Here is a 20,923-nt window from a genome sequence, read left to right on the forward strand (position 1 = left end):
CGATGGTGGTGCGCCGCCCCTCGGCGTCATGGCCATAATGGCGCAGGCAGAACATCAGCAGCGCGTCGTTGGTCTTGCGGCGATAGCCCATCAGCTTCCCGCCGACGAACACCGGCACCTGATACCCCTCGATCGCGCGTTCGAACGCAATGTCCTTCAGCCGCTGCAACCCGAAGTCGAGCGCGGCATCCCACGCGCGGCGGAACTCCTCCGCGCCGGGCGCGCGGCGCAGCGTGTAGCAATTGGCCTGCGCCATGTTGACCATCGCGGCGGCGCGGCTGACACAGCCGGTATCGGCGAGCGCCTCGATGAACGCCTTCTGCCGCTCGGGCGTCCAGCCATCATGCCGGTATTTGCGCGGCACGGGCGCGCACTCGGGAAGATCCGGCCGATCGCTGCGCGCGACGGGGGTGCGGTTCTGCATGACGCTGCCTCCTGTTGGGGTGGTGGCGTGCAGGGTAGGCAGGATTGGGGCGTGTAGGACAGAGGTTTGTGCGCGTTTTGTTCTCACTGCGCGTTGGTTGTCGACGACAAGCTTGGTTAGGAGCCCAAGAAAGAGCTAAATCATTCGCGACTTTTTGGATACGCGAACGGCTCGCGCTGCAGTCGAGCTAGCTCAGAGAGACCTAGAACCTGCATTTTCGTAGTAGCCGGAACATCTTCTCTAACGGCGCGATAACACCCTAAATAACCGGAAATTCGTTCAGCGATCCGCTGATCAATGCCTTGGAAAGTCTGCCCATCGTTGCAGAACCAATAATGCTTGCCCCAACCGTCGATCATACCATCCACACGCTTGAGAGTAGCTATCAGTGATCGATCACGATGCAGCAGCGCCCCTCCGTTTTTCATCGACAGCATTGCTTTTTGGGAATCAGCAAGTGTTTTTGCAACGGACTCTATAAATCGTGCCTGTGCTTTATCGCTCGGTCTAATCAGACCAGGGTAGATTGTTATACCCAAAAACTCGACGCCTTCAGAAACGGGGGCACCGCCTTTTGAACTTTTCTCTGGCGACAACTCCATCTTCATTTCAGACAATAAGGCTGTCGCCTTCGTAAGCCTTGCAGTCGCCGCCCTGCGTGTTGGGGCGAGAATTATAAAGTCATCAATATAGCGAATACAGCGACAGTCACCTTCATTCATTAACTCGTCGAACTTTGCGAGAGCTATGTTTCCTAACAGTGGCGACAGCGAGTTGCCTTGTGCAACTCCGATCTCCTCTGTCGGAAACTCGGATACTTTTTCCTTCAACAACGCAATATTATCTAATTCTACAGTAATCGCACTAAGCAAGAATTCACAGAACTCTTGATCACCGTCGACTGCGTGTTGGATCACCTGCATCACGTACGGTTTTGATATGGGGGTAAAGAATGCACGTATGTCCGCACTCGCAAAGAAAACGCGCCCTTGCCCGATTTCATGCAATACTGCTTTAATGGCGGCGGGGACAGCCGACAGTTCGTCTCCACGCACCTGTCCGCTTCGCTCGCGATTACTTCGTATCCCGCCAAAGCTATATGGCGTTTTTACGTAGGGTTTGAGCGCTTCAATCTCCACGAGCACGTTAAGAACTGCCCGCTGCACAATCCTACTCTCGACGGGCGCGAGTACGATAGGGCGAATTTTACCGGTCGGGGTGCCCTTAGCGTCGAGCTTTGGGATTGGAACGCCTTTCGCCTTCTGAAATTTGAAACGCCCGCCGCTTAGTTGGCCTTTCAAAGAACGAATATTACGTGGCGCATCTTCGGCGAAACGCTCTAGTTCGAGGCGAACCGCCTCAGACTTTGAGGAACGCCCGTTTTGTTGGATAACGCGCCATGCGCGCTCCAAGTTGTCGAGCTTTCGTACAGCTGTGATCAGATCAGAAGTCAGAGTCCTATGGGTCCTGTCAGTTCGCCTCACCCGTCCGACGGGGTGCTGTACTCCGCAGCGGTTCCTTTCGGCCCGTGCCGCACTAGCGAGGTAACGACCTTCGCCGTCGCCTCGCCGTAGCAGGTTCGCTTGGTCCCGACGGTCATCCCGCCTGCCAGGCTACCGGCTAAAGCCAGTCCGATCAGGAGGCGCGAGGCTCCCCAACCGGCCCGTGCCGAAGTGGCACGTTTTTGCATGTCTGACGCATCTTCATCACCTCCGCGAAAGCCTAGCGTTTTTGGACGCTTAGGCAACCGCCGCGATGAATTCGCGCCCGGCTCCCGCCCGCCCCTCAGAATAATGCCACTAGCCGCCTGACAGGTACCCGAAACGGTAAAGGTTGCAGCTAGAGTAAACTCTTCGGACGAGTGGGTGCTGTACTCCGCAGCGGTTCCTTTCGGCCCGTGCCGCACTAGCGAGGTAACGACCTTCGCCGTCGCCTCGCCGTAGCAGGTTCGCTTGGTCCCGACGGTCATCCCGCCTGCCAGGCTACCGGCTAAAGCCAACCTCAATACAGTAGCGAAACATTCAGGACGCGGTCAAGCTCAACGTAATCGACACCCAAGTTGTAAAAGAAAAAGGCCGGGTGCTTTCGCACCCGGCCTCCCTCCTAGCCCCTAAAGACCAGCAACCTTACCCGGCCTGCTTCGCCCGGCTCGCGCGCTTGCGCTCGTTGGCATCCAGGAAGCGCTTGCGCAGCCGGATCGACTTGGGCGTCACTTCGACCATCTCGTCGTCGTCGATATAGGCGATCGCCTGCTCGAGCGTCATCTTCTTCGGCGGCGTCAGGCGCACCGTGTCGTCCTTGCCGCTGACCCGGAAGTTGGTCAGCGCCTTGGTCTTCATCGGATTGACTTCCATGTCCTCCGGCTTGGCGTTCTCGCCGACGACCATGCCCTCGTACAGTGCCTCGCCGTGGCCGACGAACAGGATGCCGCGCTCTTCGAGCGGACCCAGTGCGTAGGTGTTGGCTTCGCCCGACCCGTTGGAGATCAGCACGCCGTTCTTGCGGCCTTCGATGTTGCCCTTGAACGCGTCATACTTTTCGAACAGCCGGTTCATGATGCCGGTGCCGCGCGTGTCCGACAGGAACTCGCCGTGATAGCCGATCATCCCGCGCGACGGTGCGGAGAAGGTGATGCGGGTCTTGCCGCCGACCGACGGACGCATGTCGGTCATCTCGGCCTTGCGCAGGTTCATCTTCTCGACGACCGTGCCCGAATATTCCTCGTCTACGTCGATGATGACGGTCTCGTACGGCTCGGTCTTCTTGCCGTTCTCGTCCTCGCCGAACAGCACGCGCGGGCGGCTGATGCCGAGCTCGAAGCCCTCGCGGCGCATCGTCTCGATCAGCACGCCGAGCTGGAGCTCGCCGCGCCCGGCGACTTCGAAGCTGTCCTTGTCGGCGGCTTCGGTCACCTTGACCGCGACATTGCTCTCGGCTTCGCGGAACAGGCGCTCGCGGATCATGCGGCTGGTCACCTTGCTGCCCTCGCGGCCCGCCATCGGCGAATCGTTCACGGCAAAGCGCATCGACAGCGTGGGCGGATCGATCGGCTGGGCGTGGAGCGGCTCGGTCACGGTGATGTCCGCGATCGTGTCGGCGACGGTGGCGACCGAGAGGCCCGCGAGGCTGATGATGTCACCTGCCTTGGCTTCGTCGACCGGCACGCGGTCGAGCCCGCGGAACGACATGATCTTGGAGGCGCGGCCGGTCTCGATGATCTTGCCATCGTTGTCGAGCGCGTGGATCGGCTGGTTGACCTTGACCACGCCCGAGTTGACGCGGCCGGTGAGGATGCGGCCGAGGAACGGATCGCGATCGAGCAGTGTGACGAGGAAGGTGAACGGCACGCCGGCGACTTCGACCGCGGGCGGCGGCACGTGCGCGACGATCGTCTCGAACATCGGGATCAGCGTGCCTTCGCGCGCGTCCATGTCGGTCGAGGCGTAGCCGTTGCGGCCCGATGCGTAGAGCACGGGGAAATCGAGCTGCTCGTCGTTCGCGTCGAGCGACACGAACAGGTCGAACACTTCGTCGAGCACTTCCTGGATGCGCGCGTCGTTCCGATCGACCTTGTTGACGACGACGATCGGCTTCAGCCCGAGCGCGAGCGCCTTGCCGGTGACGAACTTGGTCTGCGGCATTGCGCCTTCCGACGAATCGACCAGCAGGACGACGCCGTCGACCATGCTGAGGATGCGCTCGACTTCGCCGCCGAAATCGGCGTGGCCGGGGGTGTCGACGATGTTGATGCGGATGCTCTCGTCTGCACCCGGTGGCGTCCAGTCGACCGAGGTCGGCTTGGCAAGAATGGTGATGCCACGCTCTTTTTCCAAGTCATTGGAATCCATGGCTCTTTCTTCAATCCGCTGGTTGTCGCGGAAGGTCCCGGACTGGCGGAAGAGCTGGTCGACCAGGGTCGTTTTGCCATGATCGACGTGTGCGATGATGGCCACATTGCGGAGGCTCATGGGTGTCTCGTTACAAAATCGGGAAAAGGATCGCGTGCCCCTAGCGGAAACCGTGCACTGCAACAAGGGCGGGGGCGAAACGAGCTGCGGGCCGGGCGGCGCGAACGCCACCCGACCCGCCGCGCTTTGGTCGGACAAGGGTCAGATCCGCTTGATCCGGCGCCGGATCACCGGCGGCACCCAGTCGTCGATCAGATGCTTGCTGCGGATCCGCCAATCGACCTGATCGGCCGATTTGGGCCGCACCTGGAACGCGGTCGTCCGCTTGGGCAAGGTCGCGAGCCCGCCCTCGACCGCCTTGTAATAATACAGCGCCATCGACCGGCGCGAGAGCTCGGGCGGGCACGTCACCGGGTCGGGCTGGCCATGATAGCTGTCGAGCGTGGTCGTGAACACGACCGCACGCCCGAGCACCGGCAACACGCTGACCTCGCGCGTCTTCATGCCCTTGTCCCAAAGTTCGAGATTGCCGCCGTAACTCTCGTCCCAATCCTCGTTGAGATAGACGAGCAGGTTGAGCTGGCGCACCACGTTCAGCCGGACATGCTGGTTGAAGTCGGCATGCACCCCGAGATGCCCGCCGCGCTTGGTCTCGTGCAACCCGCCCCCGACGAACGACGGATCGACGATCAGCCCGCTGATCCCGGTCATTTCCTCAAGGAAGCCGACGAACGCGTCGCTGTTGAACGCCGCGAACAGGCTGTGCGTAACCGGCCCGGACCATTCGCTTGGCGGATATTGATATTTCAGCCGTTCCTGCGACCGGTCGAAATGCGTCTTGCCGTCCGACCTTGGAAATTCCGCGACAACCTTGCGCAGAAGGTCCGGATCCAGAAAATCGTCGATCACGATGCTGGGGAAAGGACTGGCCGCTACATATTGGTCGTGCAGCGCCTTGCCCGCGGCGCGACATGCCGCCTCGTCGAAGACGACAACCCCCGAATCGACCTTGAGATCTAATACAGCCATCAAACGCCCCCGTTTATAGAAGCGAATGTCTATAGTATTTAAGGTGTATCGGCAATTAGGCATTCTTCCCGGGACTTGGGGCTTCAGTCTGCCAAGTCGCTCTGAAGCCCCATAACTTGGCCTTAGAACCGGCCGCTCACCTCCACGCCGTAGACGCGTGGCTCACCCCGGATGTAGGTCGGGATTCCGAAGCCGCCGCCGGTGTTGCCCGCATCGATCAGATACTTGCGGTCAAGCAAGTTGCGCGCGAAACCGCCGATCGAATAGCGCCCGTCCGCCAATTCGACGCCGGCGCGGATGTTGGCCAGCGCCTAGGCACCCTGGCTGATCGCGGGGTTGTTGGGCAGCTCGAAGAACTGGCTGCTTTGATACGTCGCGGACGGCGTAGCGTAGAAGGTCACCCGCTGTACCGGCACCCGGATCGTCGCCCCGCCCGAGGCGGTATATTGCGGCTGCAACCGGAAGCGATCGCCCGAGAAGACGCCGTAGCTCGCGTTATTGGCGATCTTGCCGTCGACATAGGCGAAGTTCCCGAACAGCTGGACGAACCGCCCGAGCTTGAGATTGCCCTCGGCCTCGACGCCGGGGTTGCGCGCCTTGCCCGCGCTCTGCGTGGTGGTGCGGCCGCTGCTGTCGGTCACGCTGACCTGGAAGCCGTTATAGGTCTGATAGAACACCCCGACAGACCCGTTGAACGGCCCCACCGTGCCCTTGATTCCGCCCTCGTAATTCCACACCACTTCCTCGGGCACGATCTGCAGGTTGGGGATCACGCCCGCCGCCGAATTCATCGCCGCCAGCTGAACGACCGGCGAGCGCCGCCCCTTGCTGATCGTCGCGTAGAGGTTGATGTCGCTGGTCACGCGGTACAGCGCGTTGAAGCGCGGCAGGATCGCCTGGAAGCTGCGCACCGCGGTGAACAGTTGCCCCCCGGTACTGACGGTCGGCAGCAAGGGAACCCCGCCCAGCACCGACTTGGGCTGGACCGAGCTGTAGCCCGACTTGCGCTGCTCGATCAGTACGCGCGCGCCTGCGGTCAGTTCGAGCCTGGGGGTCGGGATCCACGTCCCGTCGGCAAACACCGAATAAGTGTCGTTGGTCCCGTAATTGGTGAAGACCGAGGCGTAGGGAATTTGCGTTGCCGCGCCGCGGGTCAGGATGCCGGTGGTGCGAGTCGCGGGGATCGTCCCGTTGGGCAGTACGCACCCTGCCCCGCTTGGGATTCCGGCGGCCGCCAGCGCGGTGCGTGTGGCCGCGGGCAGCGCGCCCGCGCAGGTCAGGTACGTCCCTTCCTCGGTCGAAAAGGGAACGCGCTGCAGATTGTTCTCGAAGAAGGCGTTCCAGCCGAACGACGCACGGTATGTGTCACCGGTGAAGTTGAAGCGGCCTTCGTGGCTCCACTGGTCGCCGCGCGCGTCCTCGCCGAATTCGAGATACCAGGCGGGCCCGCCGTCCGCGTCGAACACTTCGTTGCTGTTGAACTTGCGATAGCCGTTGACGGTCGTGAAGGTCACCCCGGGGGCGAGCTCCGCGACGACGGTCAGGTTCGCGTCATAGACATCGCGCTTGAGCCCGAGCTTGCGGGCGCCCAGCACGCTTTCGCTGAACGGCGAGCCCGACAGTTCGGCGTAGCTGTAATCGCCGCCATTGCCGCCGGTCGGTGCCTGCGCGCGCGAGCGGAAGGCGGTGCCCGGGTTGCGCTGGCCGTCATAGCTCAGCACGAGATTGGCAGTCAGCCGGTCGGTCGGTGCCCAACGCAGCGAACCGCGGATGCCGCGCTGGTCCTGTCCGTTGAGATCGTCCTGATTGACCTTGCCCTGGTTCTGGTTGGGCACCTTGGGGTCGCCCGCGATGTTGCGGACGAACCCGTCGTGATATTTGTACGCAAACGCGACGCGCGCAGCGAGCGTGTCGTTGCCGACGTTGAGGAAGCCAGACGCCTGCCCGCGATTGTAATTGCCGTACGTGCCGATCAGCTGCGCAGACGTCCCGGCGCGCGCCGGCGCGGAGATGAGGTTGACCGCGCCGACGGCGGAAGCGGTGCCGAACAGTGTCGCCTGCGGCCCCTTGACCACTTCGATCCGCTCGAGATCGTAAAGATCCTGATACGCGCCGCGCGTCCGCGAAATGTCGACCCCGTTCGCATACAGCGAAACGCGCGCACCCTGCTGCGACGAACCGCTGTCCGACGTGATCCCGCGAATGACGAAGCCCGGATTGTTGGCGCTCTGCTCCTGAATCCGCAGCCCCGGAATATAGAGGGCGACTTCGGCAAGCGAATTGACCCCCAGCTCGGCCATCCGCGCGCCGGTGACCGCGCTGACCGTGATGGGAACGTCCTGGATCCGTTGCTCGCGCTTCTGCGCGGTCACGACGATGTCGCCGCCTTCGGCGGTCGGCTCGCTCGGTTGCACGGTTGCCTGCGCGATCGCGGTGGACGAACAGCAGCCGAGCAGGATTGCACTCGTTACAAAGGTAATATGGTTACGCATCAAGGACCCCCAGTTTTGTGTTGCGCCGCAATATGGAGGGGATGCGTCGAACGCGTGGCTGAACCGTTACGGTTTCGTTACAACCTGCGGGAATTACGTGTACTGTTGTTTTAATACACTTGAAGCGACGGAAGATCGGCGGCATTTATCGTCCGCGTAAGTGGGAGACTGACCGATGGCGACGACTGCACCGACTGATACGGATGCCGCGGCGTCCGGGCTGGTCCTGACGCCCCCCGATCCCGTTCCCGTGCTCGCGCCCGAAAAGGCGATCGGGCTCGTGCCCGTAGAAGATGGCGTCCGCAGCAAGTTGCAGGACAAGGTCGCGGGCTTCGTCGACGATCTCGTGGCGCAGGACGTCAACTCCCCCGAATTCGGCAAGCGCGTCGACGCGATCGCCGCGATGGGCCAGAAGGAAATCCGCGCCGCAGCCGAGCAGTCCAACCGCTTCCTCGACCGTCCGGTCAAGGCGATGGACGGCGAGACCGGAGTCGGTGCCGACCTTACGGAACTCCGCCGCACGATCGAAAAGCTCGACCCCTCGACCAACAGCAAGCTGATCTCGAGCCGGGGCATCATGTCCAAGCTGTTCGGCGGCGGACTCAACACCTATTTCGACAAATACCGCTCCTCGCAGTCGCACATCTCGGCGATCCTCAAGACGCTCGCGCGCGGCAAGGACGAGCTGCTGATGGACAATGCCGCGATCGATACCGAACGCAGCAACCTGTGGACCGCAATGGGGCGGCTCGAGCAGATGATCGTGTTGTCGAAGGAAATGGACGCACGGCTCGAGGACAAGGCGAACGACCTCGACCATAGCGACCCCGCCAAGGCCAAGGCGATCCGCGAGAGCGCGCTGTTCTACGTGCGCCAGCGGACTCAGGATCTCCTTACGCAGATGGCGGTGACGGTGCAGGGGTATCTCGCGCTCGACCTCGTCAAGAAGAACAACGTCGAGCTGATCAAGGGCGTCGACCGCGCCTCGACTACCACCGTGTCCGCGCTGCGCACTGCGGTCACGGTCGCGCAGGCGCTCGCCAACCAGCGGCTCGTGCTCGACCAGATCACCGCGCTCAACACCACCACCGCCAACATCATCGATGCGACCGGCAAGCTGCTCAAGTCGCAGACCGCGACGATCCACGAGCAGGCCGCCGCCTCGACCATCCCGGTCGAGACGCTCCAGCGCGCGTTCCAGAACATCTACGACACGATGGATGCGATCGACTCGTTCAAGCTCAAGGCGCTGGATTCGATGAAGACCACGGTCGGCACGCTGTCGAACGAGGTCGAGAAGTCGAAGGGCTATATCGCGCGTGCCGAGGGTGCCGCGCAGAACCGGCTGTCCGGCCCGGGCGACACCTTCAAGCTTGAGGCGGAGTAAGCCGATGACCGACGTCGATCGCCAGGTAGCGCGCGCGGGCGAGGTTCTCGACCGAACCCGCGCGGCGCGCGCGCTCCAGCGCGGACGGCGGCGTGCGGCGACCGGCATCGCGAAGCGGGTCGGCTATGCCGCGGCGGCGGATCTAGCGATCCTGGTCGTGGCGGTCACGCTCGGATGGTTCATTCCGCTCGGCATGGGCGGCGCGTTGCTCGTCTTCGCGCTGATGGCGGTCGTGACCGCGACCCTGCTGTTCGCAAGCCTGACACCGCAGGTTCGCGCCGAACAGTTGACCGCGGTGCCGCTCAAGACCCTACCGCGAATGACCGAGCAATGGCTCGAGACACAGCGTGCCCTGCTCCCTGCCCCTGCGCAAACGCTGGTGGACGGAATCGGTGTCCGGCTCGAGGCGCTCGCGCCGCAACTCGCCACGCTGGACGAGCAACAGCCCGCCGCGACCGAAGTCCGCAAGCTCGTCGGCGAGCAATTGCCCGAACTGATCCGCGATTATGCCAAGGTTCCCGCCGGATTGCGCACGGTCGAGCGCAACGGGCGGACCCCCGACGCGCAGCTTGCCGACGGCCTTCGCCTGATCGACGAGGAGATTTCGCAAATGTCCGCGCAACTGGCGCAGGGCGATCTCGACCTGCTGGAAACGCGCGGTCGCTTTCTCGAGATCAAATACCGCGACTGACGTGTCTGCCGATCCGTTACCCTGAAGCGACCCGGCTTCGGACGGCTTGGCGACCGGACAAAAAAATACCGCCGTCCCGAAGGACGGCGGTACCTTTAGACGTTGGTCTTACGCTTAGGCGTAGGTGACCTTGGTCGACTTGCGCTGGTACGAACGCAGGCCGAAACCGATCATGCCGAAGCCGACCAGCATCATGCCCCACGTTGCGGGCTCCGGCACTGCAGCGACCGAAACGGTGTACGAACCGCCGTTGTCACCGAACTGGTCGTCCAGCACGCCGAACGACAGCAGGCTCGCCTGCGACAGGCCGGTGTTCAGCACGAAGCTGTAGGTGTTGTTCGCGCTGTACGTCGGCACGACACCGCCGAAGATCGAGTTCGAAACAGCCTTCAGCGCCGCGCCGTTTGCCGCGAAGCCGAGCTGGTACAGACCCGAGTTACGGTTCTGCGTCGAAACCGAATAGAAAGCGTCGTTCACGGCAGTGCCGTTCGAGAAGCCCGTGCCGCTGACGGTCACGCGAACCAGACCCGAGAAGGCCTCGGTGGTTGCAACGCCGGTCGGCGCGGTGAACGGAACGTTGATCGGCGTGGCGGCGAATGCCGGCGCTGCGGTGGCGAGCAGTGCAACCGTCGCTGCGCTCAAAATCTTCTTCATAATAGGAACCCTTTTCCTCTGATCACCCGGGGGGGGCATGAGCACTGGTTAACAAGAGTCGTGCCAACCGCGGATTTCCGCCACTTTCTATGATGCATTGCAGCAAAACGTCCGGATCTGTGATCAGGAGCGGCAGGGCACCTTGCTGCGCCGACCGGCGTCGAACAGGTTCGGGGTCACGCAAAATGGTCGCGGGCAATGGCACTGTAATTGGTGTAACCGATACCGACAGGTCGCCTGCGATCGTAGTCGCGCCAAGTGGACAACACGCGGTTTCCTTCGTTTTTCAAGAAAGATACGGCCAACACCTGCCAAGTCGGGAAACGATCCTCCGTCCTCGGACGGGAATTTCCACCAAAAGGATTGTAGACTTTTCACGACTTTGCCTTGCCCCGAAACGACCGCGCCGACGGACGGGATCGCCCTCGAGCCCGCCTTGCGCACTCGTTGCCGATCGGCTATGCGCGCTCCCTTCCGACGAGACATCGCTGGGATTTGCGGGAGGCGGCTCTTTATGGAGGCGTCGCTAGAACCGCTAAACTTGAACCGGGCACGGCACCCTCGCGGCGCCCGCGCCCCATGACAGAGTGAGACCGCCTTATGGCAAAGAAGATTACAGGCTACATCAAGCTTCAGGTGCCGGCCGGCAAGGCCAACCCGTCGCCCCCGATCGGTCCTGCGCTGGGTCAGCGCGGCGTCAACATCATGGAATTCTGCAAGGCGTTCAACGCGTCGACCGGTGACCAGGAAGTCGGCACGCCGCTCCCCACCGTCATCACCGTCTATGCCGACCGCAGCTTCTCGTTCGAGACCAAGACGCCGCCCGCGACGTTCCTGATCAAGAAGGCCGCAGGCCTCAAGTCGGGCTCGAAGGAGCCGGGCAAGACGGTTGCCGGCAAGATCAAGCGCTCGCAGCTTTCGGAAATCGCGACCGCGAAGATGAAGGATCTCAACGCCAACGACATCGACGCGGCAACCCGCATCATCGAAGGCTCCGCCCGCGCAATGGGCCTCGAAGTGGTGGAGGGCTGAGATCATGGCAAAGCTGACCAAGAAGGCAAAGACGCTCGGCACCGCGATCAACAGCGAGAAGCTGTACGGCATCGACGAGGCAATTGCGCTCGCCAAGACCCACGCAACGTCGAAGTTCGACGAGACGATCGAAGTCGCGATGAACCTTGGCGTCGATCCGCGTCACGCGGACCAGATGGTGCGCGGCGTCGTTACGCTGCCAAAGGGCACCGGCAAGACGGTTCGCGTTGGCGTGTTCGCCAAGGGTGCCAAGGCTGACGAAGCCCGCGCCGCTGGTGCAGACGTCGTCGGTGCGGAAGACCTGATGGAAATCGTCCAAGGTGGCACGATCGATTTCGATCGCTGCATCGCGACCCCGGACATGATGGGCGTCGTCGGTCGCCTCGGTAAGGTGCTCGGTCCCAAGGGCCTGATGCCGAACCCGAAGCTCGGCACGGTCACGATGAACGTCGCCGAAGCGGTCAAGGCAGCCAAGGGCGGCCAGATCGAATATCGCGTCGAGAAGGCCGGGATCATCCACTCGGGCATCGGCAAGGCATCGTTCACGAACGAGGACCTGCGCGCGAACTTCGACGCGCTGGTCGACGCCATCGTCAAGGCCAAGCCGACGGGCGCCAAGGGCAAGTATGTCCGCAAGGTCGCCGTCAGCTCGACGATGGGCGCCGGCATCAAGGTCGACACCGCCGAGGTTTCGGCGGCGTAAGCCTGCGTTCGACGAACGGAATGCGAAAGGGCCGGGGGAAACCCCGGCCCTTTTTCTTTGCGCGGCGGGGCGTGCGGACAGGTTCCGACGCCCTCCGCGCGACGGCAGGCGGCGGTATACCCGCCCCTCCCCACACCGTCGTCATGCCGAACTCGTTTCGGCATCCACCGTGCGGCGGGCTCCCGCACCCGTTGGATCCGGACCGCGGTGGATCCCGAAACGAGTTCGGGATGTCGGGTGCGTTGGGCGGGCGCAGTGCCCGTTCTGCGGCACCAGTGGTCTACAACAAAGCCATCTCCACGCACCCCGCCCCACCCCGCCCCACCCCGCACCAATCTCGATCAACCATCTTTCACGGAACCTAGCCGCCCCGCATTCGTCGTCTGCCCGAACCCCCAAGAAGGCTCCCTACATGGCAGATTTCGACACGGTCACCGGCAACGGTGGCGAGACGCATCAGCAGGCGCAAGGCGATGCGCCCGTCCTGACGACCAACCACGGCGTTCCCGTTTCCGACAACCAGAACAGCCTCAAGAGCGGTTCGCGCGGCCCCACGCTGCTCGAGGACTTCGTGCTGCGCGAGAAGATCTTCCACTTCGATCACGAGCGGATCCCGGAGCGGATCGTCCACGCGCGCGGTTCGGGCGCCCACGGCTATTTCGAAGCGACCGACGACATTTCGGACCTGTCGCGCGCGGCGGTGTTCAAGAAGGGCGAGAAGACCGAGGTCTTCGCACGCTTCTCGACCGTCGCCGGCGGTGCAGGCTCGGTCGACACCCCGCGCGACGTGCGCGGCTTTGCGGTCAAGTTCTACACGACCGAGGGCAATTGGGATCTCGTCGGCAACAACATCCCGGTGTTCTTCATCCAGGACGCGATCAAGTTCCCCGACCTGATCCATTCGGTGAAGATGGAAGCCGACCGCGCCTATCCGCAGGCCGGCAGCGCGCACGACACCTTCTGGGACTGGGCATCGCTGATGCCGGAAGCGACTCACATGCTGATGTGGGCGATGTCGGACCGTACCCTCCCCCGCTCGCTGCGGATGATGGAAGGCTTCGGCGTTCACACCTTCCGCCTCGTCAATGCCGAGGGCAACAGCAGCTTCGTCAAGTTCCACTGGAAGCCCAAGCTCGGCCTCCAGTCGACGATCTGGGACGAGACGCTCAAGCTCCAGGCCGCCGACAACGATTATCATCGTCGCGACCTGTTCGAGGCGATCGACGGCGGCGATTTCCCCGAGTGGGAGCTCGGCATCCAGGTGTTCGACCAGGCGTTTGCCGAAGCGCAGCCGTATGACGTGCTCGATTCGACCAAGCTGATCCCGGAAGAGGACGTGCCGGTGCGGATCATCGGGCGGATGGTGCTCGACCGCAACGTCGACAACTTCTTCGCCGAGACCGAGCAGGTCGCCTTCCTGCCGACCAACGTCGTGCCGGGGATCGATTTCTCGAACGATCCGCTGCTGCAAGGGCGCCTGTTCAGCTATCTCGACACGCAGAAGTCGCGTCTGGGGACGACCAACTTCCACCAGATCCCGATCAACAGCCCGCGCTCGCCGGCTGGCAACTTCCAGCGCGACGGGATGATGCAGACCAAGGTCCCCAAGGGCCGCGCAAACTACGAGCCCAACAGCCTTGCCGCGCACGGCGAGGATGGCGGACCGCGCGAGAGCGCGACCAAGGGCTATGTCACGACCAACGCCGCGACCGGCGCCGACGAGACGGGCGACAAGCTCCGTGTCCGTTCGGAACTGTTCGCGGATCACTACAGCCAGGCACGGCTGTTCTTCCATTCGGCAACCGAAAACGAGCAGGCGCACATCGCGTCGTCGTTCGTATTCGAGCTGTCGAAGGTCGGTTTGCTCGATCAGGTCCCGCCGCGGATGGTCGCCAATCTGCGCAACGTCGATGAGGGTCTAGCGCAGCGTGTCGCGGACGGCCTCAACATCGATTTGCCCGAGAAGGCGAAGGCTGCGCGCGAGCCGGTCGACATGAAGCCTTCGGACGCGCTGTCGATCCAGAAGAACATGAAGGAGACGCTGGAAGGCCGCGTCGTCGGCATCCTGATCGCGGACGGCACCGACGCCGCCGAGCTCGACGCGCTGGTCGCGTCGATCAAGGACGCCAAGGGCAAGGCCGTGCTGGTCGCGCCCAAGGTCGGCGGCGCAACGCTGTCGGACGGCAGCAAGCGCAAGGCCGACGGCCAGCTCGCCGGTACGCCGTCGCAGATCTTCGACGCGGTCGCGATCGCGCTTTCGGCAGAGGGTTGCGCGATGCTGCTCAAGCAGGGCGCGGCGGTCCAGTTCGCGATGGACGCGTTCGGGCATCTCAAGGCGGTCGGTGCGAGCGCAGCGGCACAGCCGTTGCTCGACAAGGCCGGCGTGGAGAAGGACGAAGGCGTGACCGATCTTGGCGCGGGCTTCGTCAAGGCAGCGGCGAAGCGCTTCTTCGCGCGCGAGCCTAACGTGCGCGATCTCGCCTGATTGCTGAGGCGATAGGGTAACGGAAAAGGCCCGGTGCGCTTCGCACCGGGCCTTTTTTGTGTTTCGCCGGTATGCGGGGTGAAGGTATTCGCCTGGGTCGTGGACGAGCGGACGGACAGGATGAATTTCAGAGCGCTGGACGGGGACGCTATCCTGCTGCGGGTTCCTGATCGGAAACAGAACGCCTGCTATTGCTCGACTGATTCGATCCCGAAGTTGAGTTTCAATGCGAGCGCGCCGGTCCACGTGAGCGAGATCGCCCGCGAGCCATCGGTGCGGCGCATCCAGTCATGTTCGAAGCATGCCGTCAACAAGGCCGCACCAATCGTACCGGCGATGTGCGGGCGACGTTCGCTCCAGTCGAGGCAGGGACGACAGAACAGCCTGCGGGCGGTCGTACGGCTTAACGCAGTATCGACGTCGATGCCGATCGATCGGAGGAACGCCACCCCTTCGGCAGTTAACGCGCCACCGTCCGCCAGATCGGCGATGTAACCCTGCTCACCCATGCGATCGGCGACGGTGACCGCAATACTGCCGGCGAGGTGATCGTAACAGGAGCGGGCACGACGCATTGCCGCATCACGCGGCCCCGTTCTTACCGTGCGTTTGGACCTGTTGGCCGGCTCGGCCGCAACCGCCATGATTCCCTCGATCATGGTCGCGACGGTCGAGGATGCGAGCCGATGATACCGATGGCGTCCTTGTCGTTCGACGGCCAGCAATCCCGCAACCGTCATGCGCCCCAGATGGCCGCTCGCTGTCTGGGGCATTATGCCTGCAACGTTGGCGAGTTCGGTTGCGGTGAGCGCGCGCCCGTCCATCAGCGCGACCAGCATCGCGCTTCGGGCAGGATCGCCGATCAGGGCGGCGATCTCGGCAATTCCGGTCGTGGTAAGCATCGATCGTCCCTTCGGAATAAGCCCTCTTGCACGACTCATCGCACAAAGGGGCGTCTTCACGCTTCGGTGGCGACCGAAACATCGTTCGATGCCTCGAGTCTACGGCGGTCCGGTAACGATCCCGGAAGGCCAGCCATGATTACATGTTTCATCCGCTACGAAATCGACCAGTTCCGTGTCGACGCGTTCGAGGAATATGCCCGCAATTGGGGAGAGGCGATACCGCGGTGCGGAGCCGATCTGATCGGCTATTTCGCGCCGCACGAAGGCTCCGCCACGACCGCCTATGGCCTATACAACATCGCGGACCTCGCCGCCTACGAGGCTTACCGTGCCCGACTTCGCGACGATCCGCTCGGCCGCAGCAATTACGACTTCGCGAAGCGGGAGCGCTTTATCCTGCGGGAGGATCGGATGTTCCTCCGACTTGCTTCTGCGCCCCATGCACCGTTGATGAAACCATGATCGCCGTCATCTTCGAGGTCGAGCTCGCTGAAGGACAGAGGGATCGATATCTCGCGTTCGCCGCTGCGTTGTGCGACGAGCTTGGAAGGATCGACGGGTTCCTGTCGGTCGAGCGCTTCCAGAGCATGTCGGTGCCCAACAGGTTGGTGTCGCTCTCCTTCTTCAGGGACGAAGACGCTGTTCGGCAGTGGCGAAACACCACCGCGCATCGCGCCACGCAGGCGCATGGACGAGCGGGCATCTTCATGACCTATCGGCTACGGGTTGCGTCTGTCATCCGTGATTACGGCATGGTCGATCGCGCTGAGGCCCCGGCCGACAGTTTCGATTTTCACGCGCCGTAGCGCATGCGGTCGGACGACGGAAACACGCAGTCCTTACCATGTTGCGCCCGCCCCTATCGCAACGCCGCCGCCACCGCCGCCGAGCAATTCACCGTCGTCGGCGGACGCCCCGCCGCCGAGGGCGGCGTCTTGGTAATCCCCAGCGCCTGCCCGATCGACCGCCCCAACACGCGCAGCACGCCGCCAGCGGTCGGCTTCTCCGACGCGCCGAGCCCCGCGACGGTCACCGTCGGCGACCCCAGCGTGCCCCGGACGTGGATCGGGTCCGCGATCCGCAGCAGCGCATTGCTCTTGCTCGCGCCCGCCAGCGTCAGCTCGAGCCGTTCGCCATCGAGCAAAATCCGCCCCGACCCGCGCCCGACCGAAGCGCCCGTATCGATCGCCAGCGGATTGGGCGTCAGCACGCCGCCGCTCGCGCGGAAATTGGCGACGAGGCAGCGCAGCGGCACCGTCTCGCTCGGGCCGCCGATCGCATGCGCGACCGCGCCGCTGAGATTCTGCCCGAGCACGTCCGCGACCATCCGCTGGACATGCCCGTCGGTCGCGACGATCGCGGCCTTGCCGCTCGCATGCGCCATCGCCTCGCGCACCGTGTCGCCCTGCCCGGTCATCACGATATGCCCGCGCACCGGCCCCGAGATCATCCTTGGCTGCCCGACCAGCGCATCCAGCGTCAGCCCCGCCAGCCGCAGGTCGATCGCGAGCTTGGGCACGCCGCTGCGGTGATCGACCTTGACCGTCCCCGTCATGCGCCCGCTCGCCAGCGTCGCGACCACGTTGCTGACCGTGATCACGCGGTGGTCGAGCGTCAGCGAACCCGACAGGCTCTTGAACACCGTCCCCCCGCTCGACAGCAGCCGGTGCGCGACGAACACGATCCGCCCGTCGGTCTTGCCCATCTTGGACAGGTTGATCCGTGTCGGCGGGATCACGCGCGGGCCGAGCGCCGCCTTGCGCGCCGCCGATTGCGCGCGCCCCTCGGCATCCGCAAGATCGTCGAAGTCGAACTGCCGCGCATCGACCTTGGCGTCGATGTTGGTCCGCCCGCCATCCTTGTGGATCGTCGCCACGCCGCTGAACAACGACCGCCCCATGCTCCCGGCGATCCGGTCGACATACCAGTCGCGCCCGTCGTGGCGGATCTTGCCCGCGAGGTTGATCGGCTGCGACCCGAACAGCCCCGCCTCGATGATCCGGTCGAGGTTCTTGAGCGTCGGCGCGCGGGCGGTGATGTCCGCGCTGAAATGCCGTGTGTCGAGCACCCCACGCATCTGCCCGTTGACCGCCATCCGCAGCGCAGGCGAAGCGAGCGTCGCCTTGAACGGATAGGGTGCGGTCGGGTCGATCCCGGTGATCTTGCCGCCGGTAAGGTTCAGCGTGGCGGGGGTATCCTGGAACGTCCCCGTCGCGGCATAGCGCAGCCCGTTCTGTGCATCGACGCTGAGCGGCCCGCCGACGATCAGCCCACGCTTGGCATCGCGGATCACGACCTGGCTGTTGGTGATCGTCAGGTCGGACAGGCTCGGGCGGCTGTCACCGTCGCGCTTGGGCTTCTTGCGTTCGGGCTTCCAGTTCTCGCGCCCCGTGGCGTCGCGCACCAGCGCGATCCTCGCGCCGTCGATGCTGACCTTGTCCGGGCGAAACTTGCCGAGCAGCAGCGACAGCACCGGCACGCGCACGCTTGCGGTCGCCACGCGGACGAAATCGCCCGGCCCGACCCAGGCGGGCTGCGCGATCCGCATGTCGCGGACCGACACCACCGGGGTATAGGAAAACACGCTGTCGCGCGTCACCGATCCGACCTGCACCTTCGTATCGAGCGCGGCGGACAGGCGGTTCTCGATCGTCCCGCGGAGCAGGCCGAACGGAAACGCCCCCAGCGCGACGACCCCGACCACCACCACCGCGCTGCCCACGACGGCGCTCACGAGCAACCGCGATCGCAGGCGCGATCGCGGCTTGGGGGTGAAGGAGATCGCGGGCTGCTCGGACGGGGCCGGAACGGGAGGATTGGTCACGGCCAATCAACCCGAAAACCGGCAGTTGGTTTCACTCGCGTATCATTATGTGTCCGGGCTTACCCCGCGTCAGGCGATCACCCGGTCGAGCGCGGTGCAGAACGCCTTCATCTCCGCCGCCGACCCCACCGTCACCCGGCTGACCGTCGGCCAGATCGGCCACGACCGCCCGATCTCGACGCTCTCCTTGCGGAACGCGACCTGCATGTCCTTCGCCTGCCGGGTCTTCCAGTCGATCATGAACATGTTCGCGTTGGTCGGCTTGACGCTGATCCCCTTCGCCTTGAGATGATCGAGCGTCAGTCCCCGCGCAGTCTCCATCTGCGCGCGGCGGGCGGCGATCAGCGGCGCGGCGGTCAGGCTCGCGGTCGCGCAGGCGATGCTCGTCACCGGCAGCGCGCCCGATTGCATCCCGCCGTCGTAGCGCATCATCCTGGTGATATTGGCCGGATCGGTGATGATATAGCCGACGCGCAGCCCCGCCATCCCGAACAGCTTGGAGAAGGTCCGCAGCACGATCACGTCGGGATGCTTCACCGCAAGATAGGAGGCGACCGGCACGCCCGCGAAATGCGTGTACGCTTCGTCGACCAGCACCATCGACCCTGCGGGCTTGTTCGCGATCAGCCATTCGATGTCGGCGAGCGGGGTGATCGTGCCCGTAGGATTGTTGGGGGTGCAGATGTAATAGAGCCCCGCGTTCGGGTCCGCGGCGAGCATCGCCTTCACGTCGTGCGTATACTCGGCCGTCAGCGGCACCGCCTTGACCGGCGCGCCGAGCCACGCCGCGGTCCGCCCCGCAAGCTCGAAGGTCGGATCGGCGGTGACGAGGCCGCGGGTCGGCGAACAATAGCTCACCACCGCGCGGCACAGCGGATCGCTCGATCCCGGCCAGGGCGCGACATGGTCGAACGGGACCTGCTCGACCGTCATCACCGCCTTGATGAAATCACCGCGCTGGTCCTGCGGCGAATAGCGGTTGCCCTGCCCGATCATCGTCGCGGCCGCGGTCGCGCCGGGCGCGAGCGGGCCGGTCCAGCATTCGTTCGCGCCGATCCGCACCTTCGCGCTTGGGGCGGGATCGGGCACGCCGCCCGACGCCCAGGCGGGTTGCCCGATGCTCGCCGCAACCGCGCCGGCGCCGAACACCGCCGCGATTCGCGCCAGATCGCGCCGCGCGAACCCGCGCGTCAGCAGGTCGTCGTCGGTTTCCGGGTTCAATAAAATGGTCTGTGTCATCGGTCGGCTCCTGTTGGAGGAAGTCCGTCCACTCCTGCGCGGGCTCACCGGCCCTTGGCGACAGAGTGTTCCGTAAAACAGCCCGAAAGGGAAGGTGGCAAATCGTTGCGTAAACAGATTCGCAACATTGTTTCTTCGGCCGCCGTTCACCTTCTAATTCCGTCATCCCCGCGGAGGCGGGGATCCATACGGGCTGACCTCGAATATCAAGCGTAACGCTAATGGATTCCCGCGGTCGCGGGAATGACGGTGGTGGGGACGGCGCAACGCCCCCCGTTGACTTTCCCCCGCATCCAGCTATCAGCGCCGCTCTCCCGACCCGAGTTCGCTTGGGGAAGGACCGTCCGAGACAGCAGGTGGCCGAATTCCGTCGGTCTTAATGCCCTGCCGAGACGGGGACAGGATTTTCGCCGCAACCGGGTTCGCCCGCGTTCCGGCTTGCCGCCCTCCTCCTCGCCCTTGCGGCGATGACGGGCGTCGCTCCCATTCCCCATCGCTGGACACTTCCGGGGTGCATCTGCGCCCTGGTTCGTAACCGGTCGTGCCGTTCGCGGCATGGCCAAAAAAGTGGAGAATGGCATGGATCGTGCTCAAAAGACCGAGCTCGTTGCAGAGCTGAACCGCACTTTTGCCGAAGTCGGCGTGGTGGTCGTCACCCGCAACCTCGGCATGACCGTTGCCCAGTCGACAAAGCTGCGCAATGCGATGCGGGATGCTGGCGCGAGCTACAAGGTCTCGAAGAACAAGCTTGCCAAGATCGCTCTGGACGGCACCGACTACACCCCGCTGGGCGACATGCTCACGGGTCCGGTCGGTCTCGCCAGTTCCATCGACCCCGTCGCGGCCGCCAAGGTGGCCGTGGAATTCGCGAAGACGAACGACAAGTTCGAAATCGTCGGTGGTGCGATGGGTGCGACCGTCCTCGACGTGGACGGCGTGAAGGCACTCGCGACGATGCCGTCGCTGGACGAACTGCGCGCGAAGATCGTGGGCCTCCTGGTTGCACCTGCAACCAAGCTCGCGACGATCGCCCAGGCGCCTGCGGCTCAGCTCGCTCGTGTGCTTTCGGCCTATGCCGAGAAGGACGCCGAACAGGAAACGGCGGACGCCTGACATCTGTCGGGTATTCGAGATCTTTTGAACTGAAACC

15 protein-coding genes and 2 pseudogenes are annotated in these 20,923 nt (G+C 63.9%); 8 read left to right on the plus strand and 9 right to left on the minus strand.

Annotation, left to right across the window (positions count from 1 at the left end):
• From RH91_RS22740 to RH91_RS00080, 5 genes and pseudogenes are all read right to left on the minus strand, one after another.
• A pseudogene (locus RH91_RS22740) lies at positions 1 to 424 on the minus strand (hypothetical protein); the annotation flags it as partial.
• A 140-nt stretch (positions 425 to 564) separates the two neighbouring features.
• Positions 565 to 1,836 carry a reverse transcriptase domain-containing protein gene (locus RH91_RS21335; protein ID WP_198283211.1) on the minus strand — a complete coding sequence of 424 codons (1,272 nt, stop codon included), beginning with the start codon at positions 1,834 to 1,836 and terminating at the stop codon, positions 565 to 567.
• Between the two features lie 714 nt (positions 1,837 to 2,550).
• Complete coding sequence (gene typA, locus RH91_RS00070; RefSeq protein ID WP_010160405.1) at positions 2,551 to 4,392, minus strand: translational GTPase TypA; 1,842 nt, start codon at positions 4,390 to 4,392, stop codon at positions 2,551 to 2,553.
• Positions 4,393 to 4,533: 141 nt separating this feature from the next.
• Complete coding sequence (locus tag RH91_RS00075; protein ID WP_010160406.1) at positions 4,534 to 5,361, minus strand: 2OG-Fe(II) oxygenase; 828 nt, start codon at positions 5,359 to 5,361, stop codon at positions 4,534 to 4,536.
• A gap of 122 nt (positions 5,362 to 5,483) precedes the next feature.
• Positions 5,484 to 7,853: pseudogene (locus RH91_RS00080) on the minus strand (TonB-dependent receptor).
• Between the two features lie 175 nt (positions 7,854 to 8,028).
• Between RH91_RS00080 and RH91_RS00085 the strand changes: the two are divergent.
• Both RH91_RS00085 and RH91_RS00090 read left to right on the plus strand, forming a co-directional pair.
• Positions 8,029 to 9,240, plus strand: coding sequence for a toxic anion resistance protein (locus RH91_RS00085; protein ID WP_010160409.1), 1,212 nt, complete (start codon positions 8,029 to 8,031; stop codon positions 9,238 to 9,240).
• 4 nt (positions 9,241 to 9,244) lie between these two features.
• Entirely contained in the window at positions 9,245 to 9,931 is a 687-nt protein-coding gene (locus tag RH91_RS00090; RefSeq protein WP_010160410.1) for a hypothetical protein, read from the plus strand.
• A gap of 114 nt (positions 9,932 to 10,045) precedes the next feature.
• Here RH91_RS00090 and RH91_RS00095 read toward each other — a convergent pair whose 3' ends face one another.
• Positions 10,046 to 10,585, minus strand: a complete 540-nt coding sequence (locus RH91_RS00095) for a PEPxxWA-CTERM sorting domain-containing protein (protein WP_010160411.1) — start codon at positions 10,583 to 10,585, stop codon at positions 10,046 to 10,048.
• Positions 10,586 to 11,185: 600 nt separating this feature from the next.
• On the opposite strand from RH91_RS00095, the gene rplK reads away from it, so the two are divergent.
• The 3 genes from rplK (at position 11,186) to RH91_RS00110 (ending at position 14,805) form a co-directional block, all read left to right on the plus strand.
• Positions 11,186 to 11,617 carry a 50S ribosomal protein L11 gene (rplK, locus tag RH91_RS00100; protein ID WP_010160412.1) on the plus strand — a complete coding sequence of 144 codons (432 nt, stop codon included), beginning with the start codon at positions 11,186 to 11,188 and terminating at the stop codon, positions 11,615 to 11,617.
• Positions 11,618 to 11,621: 4 nt separating this feature from the next.
• Positions 11,622 to 12,320: a 50S ribosomal protein L1 gene (rplA, locus tag RH91_RS00105; RefSeq protein ID WP_010160414.1), complete on the plus strand. Its 699-nt coding sequence runs from the start codon at positions 11,622 to 11,624 to the stop codon at positions 12,318 to 12,320.
• A gap of 412 nt (positions 12,321 to 12,732) precedes the next feature.
• The gene (locus RH91_RS00110; RefSeq protein WP_010160415.1) at positions 12,733 to 14,805 is read left to right on the plus strand and encodes a catalase; all 2,073 of its coding nucleotides are present in this window, start codon (positions 12,733 to 12,735) and stop codon (positions 14,803 to 14,805) included.
• A 188-nt stretch (positions 14,806 to 14,993) separates the two neighbouring features.
• On the opposite strand, the gene RH91_RS00115 is transcribed toward RH91_RS00110, so the two are convergent.
• Complete coding sequence (locus tag RH91_RS00115) at positions 14,994 to 15,707, minus strand: ArsR/SmtB family transcription factor (protein ID WP_010160416.1); 714 nt, start codon at positions 15,705 to 15,707, stop codon at positions 14,994 to 14,996.
• 135 nt (positions 15,708 to 15,842) lie between these two features.
• Between RH91_RS00115 and RH91_RS00120 the strand changes: the two genes are divergently transcribed.
• Together RH91_RS00120 and RH91_RS00125 are read left to right on the plus strand one after the other, a co-directional pair.
• Complete coding sequence (locus RH91_RS00120; protein WP_010160417.1) at positions 15,843 to 16,172, plus strand: NIPSNAP family protein; 330 nt, start codon at positions 15,843 to 15,845, stop codon at positions 16,170 to 16,172.
• Complete coding sequence (locus tag RH91_RS00125; RefSeq protein WP_010160418.1) at positions 16,169 to 16,516, plus strand: antibiotic biosynthesis monooxygenase family protein; 348 nt, start codon at positions 16,169 to 16,171, stop codon at positions 16,514 to 16,516. The genes RH91_RS00120 and RH91_RS00125 overlap by 4 nt, the downstream gene beginning before the upstream one ends.
• 53 nt (positions 16,517 to 16,569) lie before the next feature.
• On the opposite strand, the gene RH91_RS00130 is transcribed toward RH91_RS00125, so the two are convergent.
• Both RH91_RS00130 and RH91_RS00135 read right to left on the minus strand, forming a co-directional pair.
• Positions 16,570 to 18,444, minus strand: a complete 1,875-nt coding sequence (locus tag RH91_RS00130) for an AsmA family protein (protein WP_232283347.1) — start codon at positions 18,442 to 18,444, stop codon at positions 16,570 to 16,572.
• A gap of 159 nt (positions 18,445 to 18,603) precedes the next feature.
• The gene (locus RH91_RS00135; RefSeq protein WP_037478404.1) at positions 18,604 to 19,773 is read right to left on the minus strand and encodes a pyridoxal phosphate-dependent aminotransferase; all 1,170 of its coding nucleotides are present in this window, start codon (positions 19,771 to 19,773) and stop codon (positions 18,604 to 18,606) included.
• Positions 19,774 to 20,352: 579 nt separating this feature from the next.
• Between RH91_RS00135 and rplJ the strand changes: the two genes are divergently transcribed.
• The gene (gene rplJ, locus RH91_RS00140) at positions 20,353 to 20,886 is read left to right on the plus strand and encodes a 50S ribosomal protein L10 (RefSeq protein WP_010160422.1); all 534 of its coding nucleotides are present in this window, start codon (positions 20,353 to 20,355) and stop codon (positions 20,884 to 20,886) included.
• Positions 20,887 to 20,923: the final 37 nt, after the last annotated feature.

It is taken from the genome of Sphingomonas sp. PAMC 26617, assembly GCF_000242835.1.
Classification (GTDB): domain Bacteria; phylum Pseudomonadota; class Alphaproteobacteria; order Sphingomonadales; family Sphingomonadaceae; genus Sphingomonas.